Here is an 18,070-nt window from a genome sequence, read left to right as displayed (position 1 = left end):
TGCGTCGGAGGCACCCGCCCGGTCGGGATGAGGTGAGCGCCGTGCGCGTACTCCTGAAAGCCATCATGAACACCGAGAAGACCAACGAAATCATCCGCAACGGAACCATGCAGAAGTCGATGCAGGCCGCGCTGGAGGCTCTGCATCCCGAGGCCGCCTACTTCACCGCCGAGGAAGGCTGTCGTACGGCATTCATCTTCTTCGACCTGGCCGACCCGTCCCAGATCCCGAAGATCGCCGAGCCGTTCTTCCTGGACATGGGCGCCAAGGTTTCCTTCGCGCCCGTCATGAACGGCGAGGACCTGGAGAAAGGCCTCGCCGCCCTCGGCTGACCCCCGCCCGGTTTCCCGAGGCCGGACCACAGGGGTGGCCCGGCCCCGACGGTCTAGAACCCCGCGTCGCAGCAGCCGTCGCGGCGCATCAGTCGGCCCACTTCCAGCCAGTCCTCGGCCTTCGCCGCCGCATGCCGCTCGTGCGGCTCGAACGCGGACACCAGATCGGTGGTCGTGTACGGCACGCCTCCCCTGAGCACGCCGGTCGTGCGCACCAGGGAGTCGAAGTCCGTGAACGGGTCGCCGTCGACCAGCGTGAGGTCGGCGAGCTTGCCGCGCTCGACCGTGCCGAGATCCTTGTCGAGCCCGAAAAGGCGGGCCGGCAGAACGGTCGCGGTGCGCAAGGCCTCAGCCGGTGAAAGGCCGCCCAAGTGCAGGGCCCGCAGGCTCAGATGGAGAGAGAGCCCGACGGGGACGAGGGGCTGGTCCGTGCCGAGCGCCACGAGACCGCCCCCTTCGAGCACCCGGCGGTAGACGTCGGTCTCCTTGCCCAGGGTGGCGAGTTGGGCCGGGCTCGGTGCCGTGCCCGCCGACTGCTTCACGGCCGCCGAGTCCCAGGGCGGCATCACGGTGGTGACCCGCGGGTCGTCGGCGAGAGCGGGGTCCGAGCCGATCAGCGGCGCGGAGGTGAACGGCGTCACGATGAGGGCGAAGTTGATCCCGCGGGCCGTGCAGATCTCGATGACGTCCTCGTAGGCCTTGCCCGTGGCGGAGGTGGCGTGGCCGAACTCGGCACGCTGCGTCGCCAGTAGATGGGTCGTCAGATCCTGTCCGACCTCCACGCCCGGCGACACCAGATGGCTTCCCGAGCGCACCCCGATCCTCTCGTGGGCGAACCGGGCGGCCTCCTGCATGATCCAACTGGGCGCCCTCACATAGGTTTTGACGAAGTCCCAGTCGAGCGCGGCGCCGCGTTCCAGGGAGCGCCGCAGCCCGGCCTCGGTGCGGTGGGAGCGGCCCATGCTGTAGGCGACGCGGGATCCGTCGAGCAGCTCCCCGGTGGTCAGCAGGCGTGGCCCGGCCAGCTGTCCGGTGGCCACGGCCTCGCGGATGCGGGCCTGTTCGTAGGCGAACCCGCCGAGCGACACGGCGGTGGTGATCCCGTACGTGAGCTGGCCGACGGTCTGGCGGCCGCCGTAGGTGCTCTGCCACGGGTGGGTGTGGGTGTCCCAGAGACCGGGGAGGACCGTGCGGTCGGATGCGTCGACGGTCCGCTGGGCGTCGCGCTTGCGGTGGGGTTCGACGGAGGCGATGCGTCCGGCACGTACGACGATGTCGACGTCGTCCCGCACGGAGTCGCCCGTGCCGTCCCAGAGCCGTCCGGCGTGCACCACCGTGTCGGCGGGGGCGGGCCTGCGCTGGTCGAGCGCGACCCGCACGGTACGGGCGGGGCCTCCCTCGACGCCGATGAGCCGCAGCTTCGCGCCGGACAGGTAGAGGAGCGTCCTGGAGTCGCCGGACCAGGAGGCGTGGTCGGCGGGTTCGGTGGTGAGGGTCCGCGGCGGGCCCTGCGGGGTGCCGTCGGGAGCGACGGGCAGCAGGCACAGCGCGGATTCGACGACGACCGCCATCCAGCGGCCGTCGGGCGACCAGACGGGCCCCGAGTCGTAGCGGTCGGCGATGGAGACGTGCGGGGCCACGGCGTGCAGCTTGTCGGCGCCCGTGGTGGTGTCGACGACCCGGATGACGTTGTAGCCCTCGCGGAACCGCAGGTTGAGCCGGTTGCGGTCGCACAGCGCGACATAGCGTCCGTCGGGCGACCAGGTGGGCCGGCCGGGCAGCCCGCCCGCGCCGAGCGGGGTCACCAGGACGCGTTCGGCGCCGCTCGCGAGGTCGCGTACGACGAGCCGCCCGGACATGTCGATGGCGGCGAGGCGTTTGCCGTCGGGCGAGAGCGCCGGGTGCACCCGGCCGCCCGTCGCGAGCGCGCTCTCCTCACCCGTGGCGAGATCCCGCCGGTAGACGCCGAGCAGCCCGTCGCGGTCGTCGGCGTACAGGAGCGAGCGGCCGTCGCGCGCCCAGACCGGTCCGAGGAGGTAGCGGGTCGCGGGCGACTGGCGCAGCCGCTCCGGCGGCTTGGAGCCGGAAGTGTCCGTGATCCAGAGCGAGTTGAGGGCCGCGAAGGCGATGCGCTTGCCGTCGGGGGACAGCGCGGGCAGGTGGATGCCGCGCACCGGGCGCACCCGTTCCTCGCCGAGGTCGTACGACTTGACCTGGTAGCGCGGCCGGTCGACGGGCAGCTCGCCCGCGAACGGAATGGCCTCGGGCTCCGCCGGGTTCTCCGGCCGTACGAGGGTGAACCGGCCGTCCAGGGTGAGCAGCAGCTCGCCGTCGGCAGTCCAGCGCGGAGGCATCGGGGCGATGTCCCCGGCCACCGGGACGGGCTTGCCGTCGACGACGAGCGTGCAGGAGGCGTTGGGCGCTGGGGTCGTACGCAGATAGGCGAGGCGGCGGCCGTCGGGCGACAGCACCGGAGTCATGACCTGGGCGTTCTCCGTCTCGGCGTGCTCGACGGTGACCGCGCCCGCACCCTGGGCGGGGACGGCGGCGACGGTCCTGGCATCCACGCCGAGCCCGAACGGGGTGGTGACCGCCTTGGCGCGGACGAACAGGATGCGCTTGCCGTCGGGCGACCAGGTGGGATCGAAGTCCTCCCACGGGCCGTCCTGGAGCGGGCCGTCCTGCCCGGGAAGCCCGGTCAGTTTGGTCAACTCGCCGGTCCGCAGGTCGAGTTGATGGATGCGGTACGGGCTTCCGGCCACCGGGTCGCCGCCGCGTTCGGAGGCGAAGACGATGCGGGTCCCGTCGGGCGACCATGCGGGGCCGCGGTCGTCCCAGGGTCCATCGGTGCGCTGGCGCACGTCGGTGCCGTCGGGCCGCATGGTCCAGATGTGGTAGCCGCCGCCCTTGTAGGCGCAGAACGCGACGAGCCCGCCGTCGGGGGCGTACACGGGCCGAGTGGGTTCCAGTCCGGCCGGGGTGAGTGGCTCGGCCTTGCCGCCGGCGCGGGGCAGCGACCACAGGACGTCCTGGACCTCGGCGATCAGACGGTCGCCCGTGGGCGAGAGGCTCGCAGCGCCGTTGGTGGAGGCCGTGAAGGAGAGCGAGAGTCCGGTACGCGGCGCGGCCAGGGCGGGGACGGGCACGGCGCCGACGGCGGTTGCGGCCCCGGCGGCGCCCGCGACGGCGAGGAGTTGACGGCGGGAGAGGGAGAGGGGGGTGGCGGTGTTGTCACGGTCCATGACACAGCACGCTCGCGCACCGTGCGGCGCACGGGCAACACCGCCATTCTCGCCAAATCCGTATGATTTCCCTTCAAACCTCTCCAGGATCCGCCCACTTGTACCCTCGTCAGGCGGTGTGCACCTCCAGGACCGTGACCGAGTACGGCGCGAAAGTCGCGGTGAAGGTGGGTGCCACTGCGTCGACGGTGCGGCCGCGCGGGACGACCGCGAGCGGGTCGGTGAGCGTGTTGGTCGCCTGTAGATGCGCCCCCGCGAGCACGGTGACGGCGGCCGAGGCGTCGGTGCGGGCGACCCCTTGCAGGGTGACGGTCGTCTTGCGGGCCGTGCCGCCCGTGTTGACCACCGCGAGGTAGATGCGGCGGGCGCCCGGGTCGTGGGTGGTGACGACGTTGATCCCGGGCAGGGCGCGCACGGCGGTGGGCAGGACGACGGTGCCGCGCCGTGTGAGCAGGAGCTGCTGTGCGTAGTAGCTCGGCGAGTTGTAGCTGGTCAGCGCGTCGTAGGCGATGAGGTTGGTGGCCCAGGTGTTGTCGCGTACGTGGCTGAAGAGCGGGGCGTACGACTCCATCAGGACCTGGTCGGAGTTGCGGATGATCCCGGCGATCCAGGACGCGTCGCCCAGCGCGGCGTTGAGGTCGGGGGTGGGCCGGCCCTCCTGCGATGCCCACTCCCCCACGAACACCTTCGGACTGTTCCGGTCGCGCCGGTCGTACTTGTGGGAGCCCGCCTGGAAGGCGGACGGCGACTGGTAGTAGTGCTCGTCGATCAGGTCGTACGGGCGCGATGCCACCGGCGTCGTGGCGATCAGCTTCAGTGCGGGGAAGCGGGCCTTGATCGCGTCGTGGAACGCGGCGTAACGCTCCTCGTAGGAACCGGACTTGTCGAACCAGTCCTCGTTGCCGATCTCGACGTACTTGAGGGGGAACGGCTTGGGGTGGCCGTCGGCGGCACGCCGAGCGCCCCAGGTGGAGGTGGTGGGGCCGGTGATGTACTCGATCTGGTCGACGGCGCCCTGCACGAAGGGCTTGAGTGCGTCTCCGGTGACGTGGGCGCCCTGGAGCGAGTACCCGGCGTACACGCACAGCAGTGGCATGCAGCCGAGATCCTCGGTCATCTGGAGGTACTCGGGCAGACCGAGACCGTCCGTGGACCAGTAGCCCCAGGCCGAGTTGTGGTGGCCCGGGCGCTGCTCGACGGGGCCGATCGTCTTCTTCCAGTCGAAGCGGTCGGCGATGACGTTGCCTTCGAGGTAGTTGCCGCCGGGGAAGCGCAGGAACTTCGGTTCCAGGGCGGCGAGTTTCTCCATCAGGTCGATGCGCAGCCCGTTCTTGCGGCCCTTGTAGGTGGGCGGGAAGAGGGAGACTTGGCTCAGCCACAGCGTGCCGGGCACGGAGGTGGTGACGACGAGGCGGGCGTTCGTGGTGGTGGGGGCGTCGGCGGCGGTGCGCAGGGTGAGCTCGCACTTGCGCCAGGATCCGGTGAGGGGACCGGTGGCGCCGGTGGCGTGGACCTTGCCGTCCGTGCCGACGATGGCGACGGTCAACTTCCCTGTGGAATCGGCCGACTTGGCATAGAGAGAGGCGCGATACGCGGTGGACGGGCGGACCGGGATGCCCCAATAGCCCTCGTTGGCGACGCCGTCGCCCGCCGCCTTCGCGGTCACGCGCAGGGACTGGGTGAGGGCGGAGTTGAGTGGCTGCGCGGTGTCGACGGCCAGGGTCGCGGTGCCGGTGGCGCTCCAGTGGAGGGGGGTGGCCGCGGCCATGAAGCTGCGGTTGTTGACGAGCTCGGCGTACAGGCCGCCCTCGCCGCTGTGGTTGATGTCCTCGAAGAAGATCCCGCCGAGTTCGGTGCTGACCTGCGGTCCGGGCTGGGTGGAGTCGACGGTCAGGAGGGGCTGGGTGGAGTCGACGGGTACGCCCGCGAGCGCGGCGGCGTCGGTCGCGGTGAGCGCGATGTCGAAGACCTGGACGTCGTCGATGAGGGCGCGGGCCTGGTCGACCCGGGCCCCGCCGAACAGACCCCGGCCGACCGCGGTCGCTCCGGTGGCGCGCCAGCCCCCGGTGTAGGGCACCTCGCCTTCGAGGACGCCGTTGACGTAGAGCCGTATGACTCCGGCCGCCGTGTCGTCGACGCCGAGCAGGTGGTACCAGACGCCGGTCACGGGCGCGGAGGCCGCCCCGGCGACGCCCGCCCCGCCGTTGGCCGAGGTCGAGTCGGACGGCAGCCGGGTGAACGCGAACGCCCCTGTGTCGTCCCTGAGTTGGAGATAGAACCCGCTCACCGCGAGCCCGTCGACCGAGACGAACGTCTGGTACCCGGTGGTGCCGGTGAGCCGCACCCACGCGGCGACACTGAAGCTCCGCGACGTGTCCACCACGGGGCCGGACGCCGATGCGTTGCCGCCCGCCGAGACGTCGAGGGCGGCCACGCCGGACTTCGCGGCGCCCCACTTCGCACCGTCGGCGAGGGTGAGCGTGCGGCCGTGGCCGGAGCTGTCGGCGGCGGTCGTGCCCGCTCCTTCGTCGAAGGCCCAGTGGGCGACGGGAGCGGGCAGCGCCGACGCGGCGGCCCGCGCGGGGGAAGCCGCGAGCGCGGGGCCGATCGCACCCGCCAGCGGCAGGGCGCCGAGCGCGGTCACGACCGCTCTGCGACTGGGTCCGGAGGCCGGGGCGGGGGTGGGTTGTGTCATGCGGGTGCTCCTCAACTCTCGCTGGGGGTTCGAGATTTCGGACGACGTTCTGCATTTCGACGCCGGGGAGCATTCCGCCTCTCCCGCCCCACGTCAACACCCCTGGATCACCTGGGAACGGTTCCTGTCCGACCCATTGACACCCTCGGCCGCACGTCATTACCGTCACGCCAGAATTTCGAACGCATGACGAAATATCGAACGTCACGGACAGCAGCCCCAGGAGCAACTGCCTTGCGAATCACGGGAATCAGCACCCATGTCGTCGGGACCCCCTGGCGAAACCTCACCTACGTCCAGGTGCACACCGACGAGGGCCTCACCGGCGTCGGCGAGACCAGGATGCTCGGCCGTACCGACGCGCTGATCGGCTATCTCCGCGAGGCCGAGGCCAACCACATCGTGGGCTCCGACCCGTTCGCGATCGAGGACCTCGTGCGGCGGATGAAGTACGGCGACTACGGACGGGCCGGCGAGATCGTGATGTCGGGCATCGCCGTGGTGGAGATGGCCTGTTGGGACATCAAGGGCAAGGCTCTCGGCATGCCGGTGTGGCAGCTGCTCGGCGGCCGGGTGACCGACCGGGTCAAGGCGTACGCCAACGGCTGGTACACCACCGAGCGCACGCCGGAGGCGTACCACAAGGCGGCGCAGGCGGTCGTCGAGCGCGGCTACCGGGCACTGAAGATCGACCCGTTCGGCACCGGCCACTTCGAGCTGGACCGCCAACAGTCCCTGTACGCGGTCTCGTTGATCGAGGCGGTGCGGGACGCGATCGGTCCGGACACCGAGCTGATGCTGGAGATGCACGGCCGGTTCTCGCCGGCCACCGCGGTGCGCCTGGCCCACGAGCTCGCGCCGTTCGGCCCGGCGTGGCTGGAGGAGCCGGTGCCGCCGGAGAACCTCAAGGCCCTCGCGAAGGTCGCGGGCAAGGTCGACATCCCGATCGCGACAGGCGAGCGCATCCACGACCGGATCGAGTTCCGCGAGCTCTTCGAGTCGCAGGCCGCCGACATCATCCAGCCGGACGTCGGCCACATCGGCGGCATCCTGGAGACCAGGAAGCTCGCCGCGACCGCCGAGACGCACTACACGCTGGTCGCGCCGCACAATGTGGGCGGCTCGGTGCTCACTGCGGCCTCCCTCCAAGTGGCGGGCTGCACACCGAATTTCAAGATTCTGGAGCACTTCAACGACTTCGCGGACGCCGAGATCAAGAAGGTGGTCAAGGGTGCCCCGCAGGTGGTCGACGGCTATTTCGAGCTGCCGGACGCGCCGGGTCTCGGCGTCGAACTCGATGTGGACGCGGCGGCCGAATTCCCGCAGCAGCAGGCCCGGTTCGACCTGTGGGCGGAGGGCTGGGAGAAGCGCACCCCGTCCGGTGCGCGCGGATGAGCAGCCGCGCGATCGTCGTCGACGCGCCGGGCCGCCACCGCCTGGTCACCGGGGAGCGCCCCGAGCCCGGTCCGGGCGAGGTCGTGGTGCGGGTCGCCGCCGCGGGGATCTGCATGAGCGACCGCGAGGTGTACCACGGCCACCGCGACCCGGGCTACGTGCGCTACCCGCTCACGCCCGGCCACGAGTGGGCCGGGACCGTGGAGGCTGCCGGGCCGGGCGTGGACCCTGAACTCGTCGGGCGCAGAACGGTCGCCGAAGGCTTCCGCACCTGCGGCACCTGCGAGCGGTGCCGGCACGGCGAAACCTCGTTGTGCACGGCCCCGTATGCCGAGACGGGGTTCACCCACCCCGGCGGCTTCGCCGACCACGTGGTGGTCCCGGCCCGCCTTCTGCACCCACTGCCCGACGACGCGGACCTGAGCGCCGCCGCCCTCCTCGAACCGGCCGCCGTGGTCGCCGCCGCCGTGCGGGCCGGGGTGCCCGAGCCGGGCGAGCGGATCGCGGTGCTGGGCGCGGGCACCCTGGGCCTGCTCGCCGTCCAGCTCCTCTCCAGCTGCTCCCCCGGCGAACTGACGGTGATCGACCCCCGCTTCGAACGGGCCGAGCTGGCCTGCCACATGGGGGCGACCGAGGCTCGCACCCCGGAGCTGTCCCACGATGTGCGCGGCCACTTCGACCTCGTGGTCGAGACGGCGGGCGCACCGTCCACCGCCGCCGATGCGACCCTGCTCGCCCGGCGCGGCGGCCGGGTCGTCCTCACCGGAATGTTCGCGCCGGGCGCCACCGGGATCGACCCCGTGCACCTCTCACTGAGCCAGCTCACCGTACGCAGCGTCTTCGGCGCCTCGTCGGCGGCGTGGTCCTTCGCTGTGCGGGCGTACGTCACCGGGCAGCTCGACCCGGCGGCGCTGATCACCCACGAGTTCCCGCTCGACCGGTACGCGGATGCGCTGGCGCTGGTCGGCGGCGGCGACCCGAAGACCGGAAAGGTCCTGCTGCGCCCGTAGGACGCGGCTCCCTGCCCTATGGCGTCCCGCCACATGGGTCCCCGCCACATGGGTCCGCACCACACGGCGTCCGCACCACACGGCTTCGCACCACATAGCCCCCGGCCACGTGGGTCCCGGCCATATGGCCACCGACCACACGTCTCTCCCCCACACACACGGCCCCCTACCCCACCCCTTCGCACCCATCACTTCACACCCAATGACCCGAACCACGTTCGAGATACCGAACGCCACGTAGGCCAGCCCACGCAAGGAATCCCGCCTGTGACCGACACTTCAACCCCCTTCCTCACGCCCGCGGGACCCCGCCGTCCCGGCGAGCGGGCCCTCACCGCGCTCGGCCTGGCCGCGCCCGCCGACAACCCCGCCGACTCCTCCCCGCACGTCTTCCCCGACGGCGGCTCCTGGCGCACCGAGATCCCCTCGGTCGAGGGCCCCGAGGCGCTCGCGGTCGTCCTCAAGGAGTCCTCGCGGCTCGGCGTGCCGGTGCACCGGGTCAGCCAGGGCAGCGGCGTGTGGATGCTCTCCGACGCCGAGATCACCGAGATGGCTGAGGCCTGCGCGGAGCACGACATCGAGCTCTGCCTCTTCACCGGACCGCGCGGCACCTGGGACACCGGCGGCTCCACCCGTACCGCTTCGGGCGGCGCCGGGCTGCGCGCCCGGGGTCACGACGCGCTTGCCGGATGCGTAGAAGACGCCCTGCGCGCAACGGAGTTGGGCATCCGGTGTCTGCTCGTCGCCGACGAGGGCGTGCTGTGGACCCTGCACCGGCTGCGCGAGCTTGGCCTGCTGCCCGCGGACACCACCCTCAAGGTGTCGGCGTTGATCGGCCCGGTCAACCCGGCGTCGGTCTCGGTGTACGAGCGGCTCGGCGCGGACTCGGTGAACGTGCCCTCGGATCTGACGGGCTCTCACTTCACCGAGATCCGCCGGGTGTCGGGCGTTCCGCTCGACCTGTACATCGAGGCGCCGGACGACCTCGGCGGCTATGTGCGGATGTACGAGGCGGCCGAGCTGATCCGTCGCGCCGCCCCGCTTTACCTCAAGTTCGGCCTGTCCAGGGCGCCCGGCATCTATCCGTACGGCGCACATCTGCGGGACGCCGCCCTGGAAACGGCGCGCGAGCGCGTGCGGCGCGGTCGGCTCGTGCTCGACCTGCTCTCCCGGCACGGCGCCGACGGCGGCATGTCCCCGCTCGGCTCCCGCCTCCCCGGCCCCCTCAACCGCTTCTCCCTCAAGGACTGATGACCATGCGCCGCATCCGCAGAGCAGCACTCGCCCTCGTCGCCGGCTCCCTCGCCCTCGCGCTCGCCGCCTGCGGGCAGAGCAGTGAGGGCGGCAGCAAGGACAGCAAGAAGGGCGGCAAGGGCTCCACCATCGGCATCGCCATGCCGACCAAGTCGTCCGAGCGGTGGATCAACGACGGCAACAACATGGTCAAGCAGTTCCAGGACCTCGGCTACAAGACCGAGCTCCAGTACGGGGAGGACAACGTCGACCAGCAGGTCGCCCAGATCGAGAACATGATCACCAAGGGGGTGGACGTCCTGGTGATCGCCGCGATCGACGGCCGCGCCCTGAGCGACGTCCTCAAGCAGGCCGCCGACCAGCACATCAAGGTCATCTCCTACGACCGGCTCATCCTCGGCTCGCCGAACGTCGACTACTACGCCTCCTTCGACAACGAGAAGGTCGGCGTGCTCCAGGCGACGTACATCATCGACAAGTTGGGTCTGAAGGACGGCAGCAAGAAGGGACCGTTCAACATCGAGTTGTTCGCCGGGTCGCCTGACGACAACAACACGCGCTACTTCTTCCAGGGCGCCATGAAGACCTTCCAGCCGTACCTCGACAAGAAGCAGCTCGTGGTGCGGAGCGGCCAGACCAACCTCAACCAGGTGACCACGCTGCGCTGGGACGGCGCCACCGCGCAGAAGCGCATGGACGACCTGCTGACCAAGGCGTACTCATCGGCCCGTGTCGACGCCGTGCTCTCGCCGTACGACGGGATCTCCATCGGCATCCTGTCCGCGCTGCGCTCCGGCGGCTACGGGACCGCCGCCAAGCCGTATCCCGTGGTGACCGGGCAGGACGCCGAAGTGGCCTCGGTGAAGTCGATCATCGCGGGCGACCAGACCCAGACCGTCTACAAGGACACCCGGGCGCTCGCCAAGCAGGCCGTGCAGATGGCCGATGCCGTGCTGAACGACAAGACGCCCGAGGTCAACGACACCAAGACGTACAACAACGAGAAGAAGGTCGTGCCGTCGTTCCTGCTCAACCCGGTCAGCGTGGACAAGTCCAACTACCGGTCCGTCCTGGTGGACTCGGGCTACATCAAGGCGAGTGACCTGAAGTGAGCGCACCCGTCCAGGAGGCGCCCGCCGTCCTTGAGATGCGTTCCATCGTCAAGACGTTCCCCGGCGTCCGGGCGCTGTCCGACGTGTCGCTGACCGTCGCGCCGGGCGAAGTGCACGCGATCTGCGGGGAGAACGGCGCGGGCAAGTCGACCCTGATGAAGGTGCTCAGCGGCGTTCATCCGCACGGGAGTTACGAGGGTGACATCCTCTTCCAGGGCCGGCCCTGCGCCTTCAAGGACATCCGGGCCAGCGAGGCGCGCGGGATCGTCATCATCCACCAGGAACTCGCGCTCGTGCCCTATCTGTCGATCGCCGAGAACATCTTCCTCGGCAACGAGCACGCCACCCGCGGGATCATCAGCTGGCACGAGACCCTGAAGCACGCCTCGCGCCTCCTGAAGCGGGTGGGCCTCAGCGAGCACCCGGGGACCCGGGTCGCGGACATCGGCGTCGGCAAGCAGCAGCTGGTGGAGATCGCGAAGGCCCTCTCCAAGGAGGTGAAGCTGCTCATCCTGGACGAGCCGACAGCCGCGCTCAACGACGACGACAGCGCCCATCTCCTCTCCCTGATCCGCGAGTTGAGGGATCAGGGCATCACCTCGATCGTCATCTCGCACAAGCTGAACGAGATCGCGGCGGTCGCCGACTCCGTCACCGTCATCCGGGACGGCCGCACCATCGAGACCCTCGACGTGCGGGACCCGGCGACGACCGAGGACCGGATCATCCGCGCCATGGTCGGCCGCGACCTCGACCACCGCTTCCCCGACCGCACACCGTACGACGGTGATCCCGGCGCGCACCCCGCCCTGGAGGTGCGGGGCTGGACCGTGCACCACCCCATCGACCAGCAGCGCAAGGTCGTCGACGACGTCTCCGTGCGGGTGAGGCGGGGCGAGATCGTCGGCATCGCGGGCCTGATGGGCGCCGGCCGCACCGAGTTCGCGATGAGCCTGTTCGGCCGCTCCTACGGGCGCAACATCAGCGGCTCGGTATGGAAGGACGGCCGCGAGATCCGGACCCGGACCGTGCCGGAGGCCGTGGGCCACGGCATCGCGTACGTCACCGAGGACCGCAAGCAGTACGGCCTCAACCTCATCGACACCATCGCCCGCAACATCACCACGGCCGCGCTCGGCCGGGTGTCGCGGCGCGGGGTGGTCGACGAGCACGAGGAGCGGCGGGTCGCCGAGTCGTACCGCAGGTCCATGAACATCAAGGCGCCCACCGTCTTCGAGCAGGTCGGGCGACTGTCCGGCGGCAACCAGCAGAAGGTCGTGCTCAGCAAGTGGATCTTCGCGGGGCCCGATGTGCTGATCCTCGACGAGCCGACGCGCGGCATCGACGTGGGCGCCAAGTACGAGATCTACACCGTCATCGACCAGCTCGCGGCCCAGGGCAAGGCCGTCGTCTTCATCTCCTCGGAGCTCCCCGAACTGCTCGGCATGTGCGACCGCATCTACACGATGGCGGCCGGCCGGCTCACCGGTGAGGTGCCGCGTGCGGAGGCGACGCAGGAAGTGCTGATGCGCCACATGACCACGAACAACATGACCACGGACAAGAGGTAGTCGCCATGGGTCCGGTCACCACCGACACCCCCAGGAGCGCCCCGTCGGCGCCCGCTTCCCCGCGCCCGGCACCCGCCGCGCTGCTCCTTGACGCGGCCCGCCGCAACATGCGCCAGTACGGGATGCTCGTCGCGCTCGGCCTGATCGTCGTGCTGTTCCAGATCTGGACCGGCGGGGTGCTGCTCAAGCCGAACAACGTCACCAATCTGGTGCTCCAGAACAGTTACATCCTGGTCCTCGCGATCGGCATGATGATCGTCATCATCGCGGGCCACATCGACCTGTCCGTGGGCTCGTTGGCGGCGTTCGTGTCGGCCGCGTGCGCCGTGATGATGGTCGAGCACCATGTGCCCTGGGTGCTCGCCCTGGTCGTGGCGCTGGTCATCGGGGCGATCGCGGGCGCCTGGCAGGGGTTCTGGATCGCGTACGTCGGAATACCGTCGTTCATCGTCACGCTGGCCGGGATGCTGCTGTTCCGCGGCGGCACCCAGATCCTGCTCGGCTCGCGCTCGCTCGGCCCGTTCCCCGACGGTTTCCAGAAGATCTCCACGGGCTACCTGCCGGCGGTCGGCCCGGACACCAATTACCACAATCTGACGCTGCTGTTGGGGCTCACCCTGATAGGAGTCGTCCTGGTCCAGGAGGTGCGGTCCCGGCGGCGCCAGCGGGCGTACGAACTCGACGTGCTCCCCCAGGGCCTGTTCATCGCCAAGTGTGTGGCGATGGTGGCCGCCGTCGTCGCCTTCACGATGACGCTGGCCAGCTACCGGGGTGTCCCGGTGGTGCTGCTCCTGCTCGCGGCGCTGCTCATCGGGCTCGGTTTCGTGATGCGCAACGCGGTCGTGGGACGCCATGTGTACGCGCTCGGCGGCAATCAGGCGGCGGCGAAGCTGTCCGGCGTCAAGGACAAGCGGGTCACGTTCTGGGTCTTCGTCAACATGGGTGTCCTGGCGGCGCTGGCCGGCGTCGTCTTCGCGGCCCGACTCAACGCGGGCACGCCCAACGCGGGCGTCAACTTCGAACTGGAGGCCATCGCCGCCTCGTTCATCGGCGGCGCGTCGATGAGCGGCGGCGTGGGCACGGTGTTCGGCGCCATCATCGGCGGCCTCGTGCTCGGCGTGCTGAACAACGGCATGTCCCTGGTGGGCATCGGCACGGACTACCAGCAGGTCATCAAGGGGTTCGTGCTGCTCGCCGCGGTCGGCTTCGACGTCTACAACAAGCGCAAGGTCGGTTCATGAGTCCCTCGGATCCCTCAGAAGGAGTCGCTCCATGAAGACCAGCAGACGAACGGTACTCGCGGCGGGCGCCGCCGGTCTCGCCGCGACGACAGTGCTCGGTGCGGGGACCGCCCACGCCGCGCCGCGCCGCTCCCCCACCAAGAAGCACTTCGGCACCCTGGCCGACGGCACCGCCGTGGACCTCTGGACGGTCACCAACGGCGGCACCCGGCTCCAGGTCCTGTCCTGGGGCGGGGTGGTCCACTCCCTCGAAGTCCCGGACCGTTACGGCCACTTGGCGAACATCGCCCTCGGCTTCGACAACCTGGCCGACTATGTCGCGAAGAGCCCGTACTTCGGCGGCCTGATCGGCAGGTACGGCAACCGCATCGCGGCGGGTCGGTTCACCCTGGACGGCCGGACCTATCAGCTCCCCCTGAACGACTCGGCGAACAGTCTGCACGGCGGCACCAAGGGCTTCGACAAGCAGATGTGGCACGTGGAGCCGTTCACCCGCGGCCCGGAGACCGGGCTGATCCTGAGCCGGGTCTCCCCCGACGGCGAGATGGGCTACCCCGGCACGCTGAAGGTCCGCGTCACGTACACCCTCACCGCGTGCGGCGACTGGCGGATCGACTACGAGGCGACCACGGACCGGCCGACCGTCGTGAACCTGACCAGCCACACCTACTTCAACCTCGCGGGTGAGGGCAGCGGCTCCGTCTACGACCACACCCTGGAACTGGCAGCCGCCCGCTACACCCCCGTCGACGCGGGCCTCATCCCTACCGGCGAACTGGCCCGGGTGGCGGGCACGCCCTTCGACTTCCGGCGGACGAAGCCGATCGGCCGGGACATCCGCGACGGCGGCGAGCAGCTGGTCCGCGCCAAGGGTTTCGACCACAACTGGGTGCTGGACAAGGGGATTTCGACCTCCCCCGCCTACATCCTCACCCTCACCGACCCGTCCTCGGGCCGGGTGATGAGGATGTACACGACCGAGCCGGGCCTGCAGTTCTACTCGGGCAACTTCCTCGACGGCACGCTGGAGGGCACCTCCGGCCGCACCTACCGCCAGGGCGACGCCCTCTGCCTGGAGGCCCAGCACTTCCCGGACTCCCCCAACCACCCGTCGTTCCCGTCGACGGTGCTGCGCCCGGGCACGACGTACCGCACATCGACGGTGCATTCGTTCTCGACCCGCTGAGAGCTCGACCCGAGCGTGTGCCCCACAGGAATCCCCGTGGGGCACACGGTGTTTGACGATCCGTCAACCGGCGAAGGGAGTACTGGGCAGCCCGCGTCCCGCCCCCGGAACCACGAGCACCGAGCCTGCGAGGGGATGCGGTGCGGCCTGGCCCGCGCGGGCGGTGGTGATGTACAGATCGGTGAGGTCCGGGCCGCCGAAGGCGCAGGCGGTGGGGCGCCGCACGGGCAGCTCGACGACCTGGTCGAGGCTGCCGTCGGCCGCGTACCGCCGGACGGCGCCGCCGTCCCACAGTGCCACCCAGACGCCGCCTTCGGCGTCCACGGCGAGCCCGTCGGGAAATCCGTCCTCGGTCTCGATCGAGGCGAACTCCCTTCTGCTGTGGGCGAGTTGGCCGTCGAAGTCGAACACGTCGATGGTCCGGGTCGGGGTGTCGATGTAGTACACGAGCCGCCCATCGGGGCTCCAGCCGGTGCCGTTGCTGACGGTCACATCGCCGAGGATCTCCGCCGCGCTGCCGTCCGCGGCGATCCGCGTCAGGGTGCCGCCGCCGGGCGCCTCGTCGTAGCGCATGGTTCCGGCCCACAGCGCCCCGTCGGGAGCGACGGCCGCGTCGTTGGCGCGCCGGCCTGCCACAGGGGCGTGGAGCAGCCAGCGGAATCCGCCGTCGGGGCCGTACAGCCCGACGCCGTCCCGGAGGTTGACGACGAGGCCGCCCCCGGCACGCGGCTTGGCCGCGCCGACGTGCTGCTCGGTGGCCATGACGGTGCGGCGGCCGTCGGCCGGATCGTAGGTGTGGATGCGTGAGGAAAGAATGTCGACCCAGATCAGCCGCCCGGTCGCCGGGTCCCAGGTCGGCCCTTCGCCGAGCTCGGCCCACTCGCGCACCGCCAGCTCGTACTTCATCGCGTACCCCGGTGGCCGAGCCGCACGGAGAGGTCGCCCGCGCCCTTCTGAGCGAGTTCGGCGAGCTCGGCCTCTCGGTCTCCGGTCCATCTGATCATAGGTACGGAGATGGAGAGCGCGGCGACGACCCGGCCCGTGCTGTCCCTGACCGGCGCCGCCACGCAGCTCACATCGGGGTTGGACTCGCGGTGCTCGAAGGCGGTCCCGCGGGCACGGATCTCGGCGAGCGCGGTGCGCAGGGCGGCGGGGTCGGTGATGCTGTCGGGTGTCATGCCGATGAGTTCGCGGCCTTCGAGGCGGGCGTCGAGCTCGGCCTCGGGCAGCGCGGCGAGCAGCATCTTGCCGACGGAGGTGCAGTGCGCGGGCAGCCTGCGGCCGGCGGCGGAGACCATACGGACGGCGTGGGTGGAGTCGACCTTGGCGATGTAGATGACGTCGGCGTCCTCCAGGATCGCGACGTGCACGGTCTCGTCGCAGGTCTCCGCGACCTCGCGGGCCACCTGCTGGCCCTCGGCCGCGAGGTCGAGCTGCTCGGCGTAGCGGCTGCCGAGCTGATAGGTGCGTACGCCGAGCCGGTAGCGGCCGGGCTGCTCGGGCACCGGGGCCAGGTAGGAGCGGGCGGCCAGCGTGGTGAGCAGCTCGTGGACCGTGGTGCGGGGCAGCCCGAGCCGGCGTGTGACATCGGGCGCGGAGAGGCTCCCCTCGCTCTCCAGGAAGAGCTCCAGGACGTCCAGCGCCCTGGTCACCGCGGGAACCAGTCGGCCCATGCTCGGCCACCCACCCTTCTTGTTCGAAACCCCGGTCACCGACCGGAATGACGAACACAGGCTAACCACAGGGGTGTTCACCGGGCAATGGGCCCGCGGGTTCGGCTGTGTCCCCCGCTACTGAGCGAGACGGACGGGCAGCTCCTTCAGGGCGTGCGACCGGAAGGAGGTCCGCCAGGCGAGCTCGTCGGCGGGGCTCGCGAGGGCCAGCTCGGGGAATCGGTGGATCAGGGTGGCGATAGCGCTCTGGAGCTGCATGCGGGCCAGTGCCGCGCCGAGGCAGTAGTGCATGCCCTGGCCGAGCGCGAGGTGAGTCTTGTCCTCGCGGTGGATGTCGAAGCGGTCGGGGTCGGGATAGCGCGCCGGGTCGCGGTGGGCAGCGGCCAGGCACAGCAGGACGGTGTCGCCCGCTGGAACGGTGACCCCGCCGATGGCGACCGGCTCGGTGGGGAAGCGGCGGATCGCCATCTGGTTGGGGTTCACGTAGCGCAGGAGCTCCTCGACGGCCCCGGGCATGAGCCCAGGGTCGGCGCGCAGTGCCGCCAGCTGGTCGGGGTGGCTCAGCAGGACGAGGATTCCGCTGCTGATGACGTGCTGGGTGTTCTCGCTGCCGGCCATGAGGATGAGGAAGGCGAGCGAGACCAGCTCGTCCTCGCTGAGCCGGTCGCCCTCGTCGCGCGCGGCGATGAGTTCGGACAGCAGGTCGTCGCCGGGCTCCGCACGACGGGCTGCCACCAGGTCGAGCAGAAAACGGTGGATGTGCCCGATCGCCGCGACCAGTTCCCCCGAACTCGCCGGATCCAGCATGGCGGTGACCCATCCGGAGAAGGCGTCCCGGTCGGCTTCTGGCACGGCGAGCAGGTCGCCGATGAGCGCCACGGGAAGGGGATTGGCGAACGCGGCGATCAGGTCGACGGAGCCGTCGGCCTTCAGCCGCTCGGCGAACGCGTTCGCGCGCTGCTCGGAGGCGTCCTCGATCCGCTGCCGCATTCCTTCGACATAGCGCGGGGTGAACGCCTTGGAGACGAGCCTGCGAAGGCGCAGGTGGTCGTCGGGGTCGATGTTGAGCAGGTTGGCGTCCAGGGCGGGCGGCAGCGAGAAGCCCTTGTAGCCGTTGCCCGCGTGGGCCTTGTTGACCGAGAGCCGGGGGTCGGTGAGCCCCGCGCGGACGTCCGATTCGCTGAGCACCAGCCAGACGTCGGTCCCGTCGGGCAGCCGCGTGTGGTGTACGGGCGCGTCCTTCCGCAACCGCTCGTACGTCGCGTACGGATCGGCGAAGTGGGCGGAGTCGAAGGGCTGCGGGAGATCGGGGTTCTGTGTCACGCGGGGTCCTTGCGCTGGTCGGGGCGGGCTGCCCCA

General features: G+C 70.5%; 13 protein-coding genes. 8 read left to right on the top strand and 5 right to left on the bottom strand.

What is annotated here, in order from left to right; translation table 11 throughout:
• Positions 1-41 precede the first annotated feature (41 nt).
• Positions 42-332, top strand: a complete 291-nt coding sequence (locus tag IE206_RS14045; RefSeq protein WP_189962462.1) for a hypothetical protein — start codon at positions 42-44, stop codon at positions 330-332.
• Positions 333-385: 53 nt separating this feature from the next.
• Here IE206_RS14045 and IE206_RS14040 read toward each other — a convergent pair whose 3' ends face one another.
• Both IE206_RS14040 and IE206_RS14035 read right to left on the bottom strand, forming a co-directional pair.
• Complete coding sequence (locus tag IE206_RS14040; protein ID WP_189962461.1) at positions 386-3,574, bottom strand: amidohydrolase family protein; 3,189 nt, start codon at positions 3,572-3,574, stop codon at positions 386-388.
• Between the two features lie 109 nt (positions 3,575-3,683).
• Entirely contained in the window at positions 3,684-6,269 is a 2,586-nt protein-coding gene (locus IE206_RS14035) for an alpha-L-arabinofuranosidase family protein (protein WP_189962460.1), read from the bottom strand.
• A 234-nt stretch (positions 6,270-6,503) separates the two neighbouring features.
• Here IE206_RS14035 and IE206_RS14030 point away from each other — a divergent pair, with 234 nt between their 5' ends.
• The 7 genes from IE206_RS14030 to IE206_RS14000 all read left to right on the top strand — a co-directional run bounded on the left by IE206_RS14030 (position 6,504) and on the right by IE206_RS14000 (position 15,038).
• Positions 6,504-7,664, top strand: a complete 1,161-nt coding sequence (locus IE206_RS14030; RefSeq protein ID WP_189962459.1) for a mandelate racemase/muconate lactonizing enzyme family protein — start codon at positions 6,504-6,506, stop codon at positions 7,662-7,664.
• Complete coding sequence (locus tag IE206_RS14025; RefSeq protein WP_189962458.1) at positions 7,661-8,674, top strand: zinc-dependent alcohol dehydrogenase; 1,014 nt, start codon at positions 7,661-7,663, stop codon at positions 8,672-8,674. Before IE206_RS14030 ends, IE206_RS14025 begins: the two co-directional genes overlap by 4 nt.
• 267 nt (positions 8,675-8,941) lie before the next feature.
• A complete protein-coding gene (locus IE206_RS14020; RefSeq protein WP_189962457.1) occupies positions 8,942-9,925 on the top strand; it encodes a hypothetical protein in 984 nt (327 codons plus the stop codon).
• Positions 9,925-11,040, top strand: a complete 1,116-nt coding sequence (gene chvE / locus IE206_RS14015; protein WP_189962456.1) for a multiple monosaccharide ABC transporter substrate-binding protein — start codon at positions 9,925-9,927, stop codon at positions 11,038-11,040. Before IE206_RS14020 ends, chvE begins: the two co-directional genes overlap by 1 nt.
• Entirely contained in the window at positions 11,037-12,611 is a 1,575-nt protein-coding gene (gene mmsA / locus IE206_RS14010; RefSeq protein WP_444545506.1) for a multiple monosaccharide ABC transporter ATP-binding protein, read from the top strand. The genes chvE and mmsA overlap by 4 nt, the downstream gene beginning before the upstream one ends.
• Before the next feature lie 5 nt (positions 12,612-12,616).
• Entirely contained in the window at positions 12,617-13,852 is a 1,236-nt protein-coding gene (mmsB, locus tag IE206_RS14005) for a multiple monosaccharide ABC transporter permease (protein WP_189962455.1), read from the top strand.
• Positions 13,853-13,883: 31 nt separating this feature from the next.
• Positions 13,884-15,038: an aldose epimerase family protein gene (locus IE206_RS14000; protein ID WP_189962454.1), complete on the top strand. Its 1,155-nt coding sequence runs from the start codon at positions 13,884-13,886 to the stop codon at positions 15,036-15,038.
• A gap of 63 nt (positions 15,039-15,101) precedes the next feature.
• Here the strand turns inward: IE206_RS14000 and IE206_RS13995 are convergent, their stop codons facing one another.
• From IE206_RS13995 to IE206_RS13985, 3 genes are all read right to left on the bottom strand, one after another.
• A complete protein-coding gene (locus IE206_RS13995; protein WP_189962453.1) occupies positions 15,102-15,944 on the bottom strand; it encodes an SMP-30/gluconolactonase/LRE family protein in 843 nt (280 codons plus the stop codon).
• On the bottom strand, positions 15,941-16,711 hold the full coding sequence (locus IE206_RS13990) for an IclR family transcriptional regulator (protein ID WP_189962452.1): 771 nt from the start codon (positions 16,709-16,711) through the stop codon (positions 15,941-15,943). The genes IE206_RS13995 and IE206_RS13990 overlap by 4 nt, the downstream gene beginning before the upstream one ends.
• A gap of 117 nt (positions 16,712-16,828) precedes the next feature.
• Complete coding sequence (locus IE206_RS13985; protein ID WP_189962451.1) at positions 16,829-18,034, bottom strand: cytochrome P450 family protein; 1,206 nt, start codon at positions 18,032-18,034, stop codon at positions 16,829-16,831.
• Positions 18,035-18,070 lie beyond the last annotated feature (36 nt).

It is taken from the genome of Streptomyces violascens (assembly GCF_014649955.1).
In the GTDB taxonomy this organism is placed as follows: Bacteria; Actinomycetota; Actinomycetes; order Streptomycetales; family Streptomycetaceae; genus Streptomyces; species Streptomyces violascens.
The sequence above is the reverse complement of the archived record's forward strand: the minus strand, read 5'-3'. Positions and strand labels throughout refer to the sequence as shown.

Bases quoted from the DNA above. Each gene is read 5' to 3' on its own strand.
- IE206_RS14035 (WP_189962460.1), bottom strand. From the start codon at position 6,269: ATGACACAACCCACCCCCGCCCCGGCCTCCGGACCCAGTCGCAGAGCG.
- IE206_RS14000 (WP_189962454.1), top strand. From the start codon at position 13,884: ATGAAGACCAGCAGACGAACGGTACTCGCGGCGGGCGCCGCCGGTCTC.
- IE206_RS13995 (WP_189962453.1), bottom strand. From the start codon at position 15,944: ATGAAGTACGAGCTGGCGGTGCGCGAGTGGGCCGAGCTCGGCGAAGGG.
- mmsB (WP_189962455.1), top strand. From the start codon at position 12,617: ATGGGTCCGGTCACCACCGACACCCCCAGGAGCGCCCCGTCGGCGCCC.
- IE206_RS14040 (WP_189962461.1), bottom strand. From the start codon at position 3,574: ATGGACCGTGACAACACCGCCACCCCCCTCTCCCTCTCCCGCCGTCAA.
- chvE (WP_189962456.1), top strand. From the start codon at position 9,925: ATGACCATGCGCCGCATCCGCAGAGCAGCACTCGCCCTCGTCGCCGGC.
- IE206_RS13990 (WP_189962452.1), bottom strand. From the start codon at position 16,711: ATGGGCCGACTGGTTCCCGCGGTGACCAGGGCGCTGGACGTCCTGGAG.
- IE206_RS14025 (WP_189962458.1), top strand. From the start codon at position 7,661: ATGAGCAGCCGCGCGATCGTCGTCGACGCGCCGGGCCGCCACCGCCTG.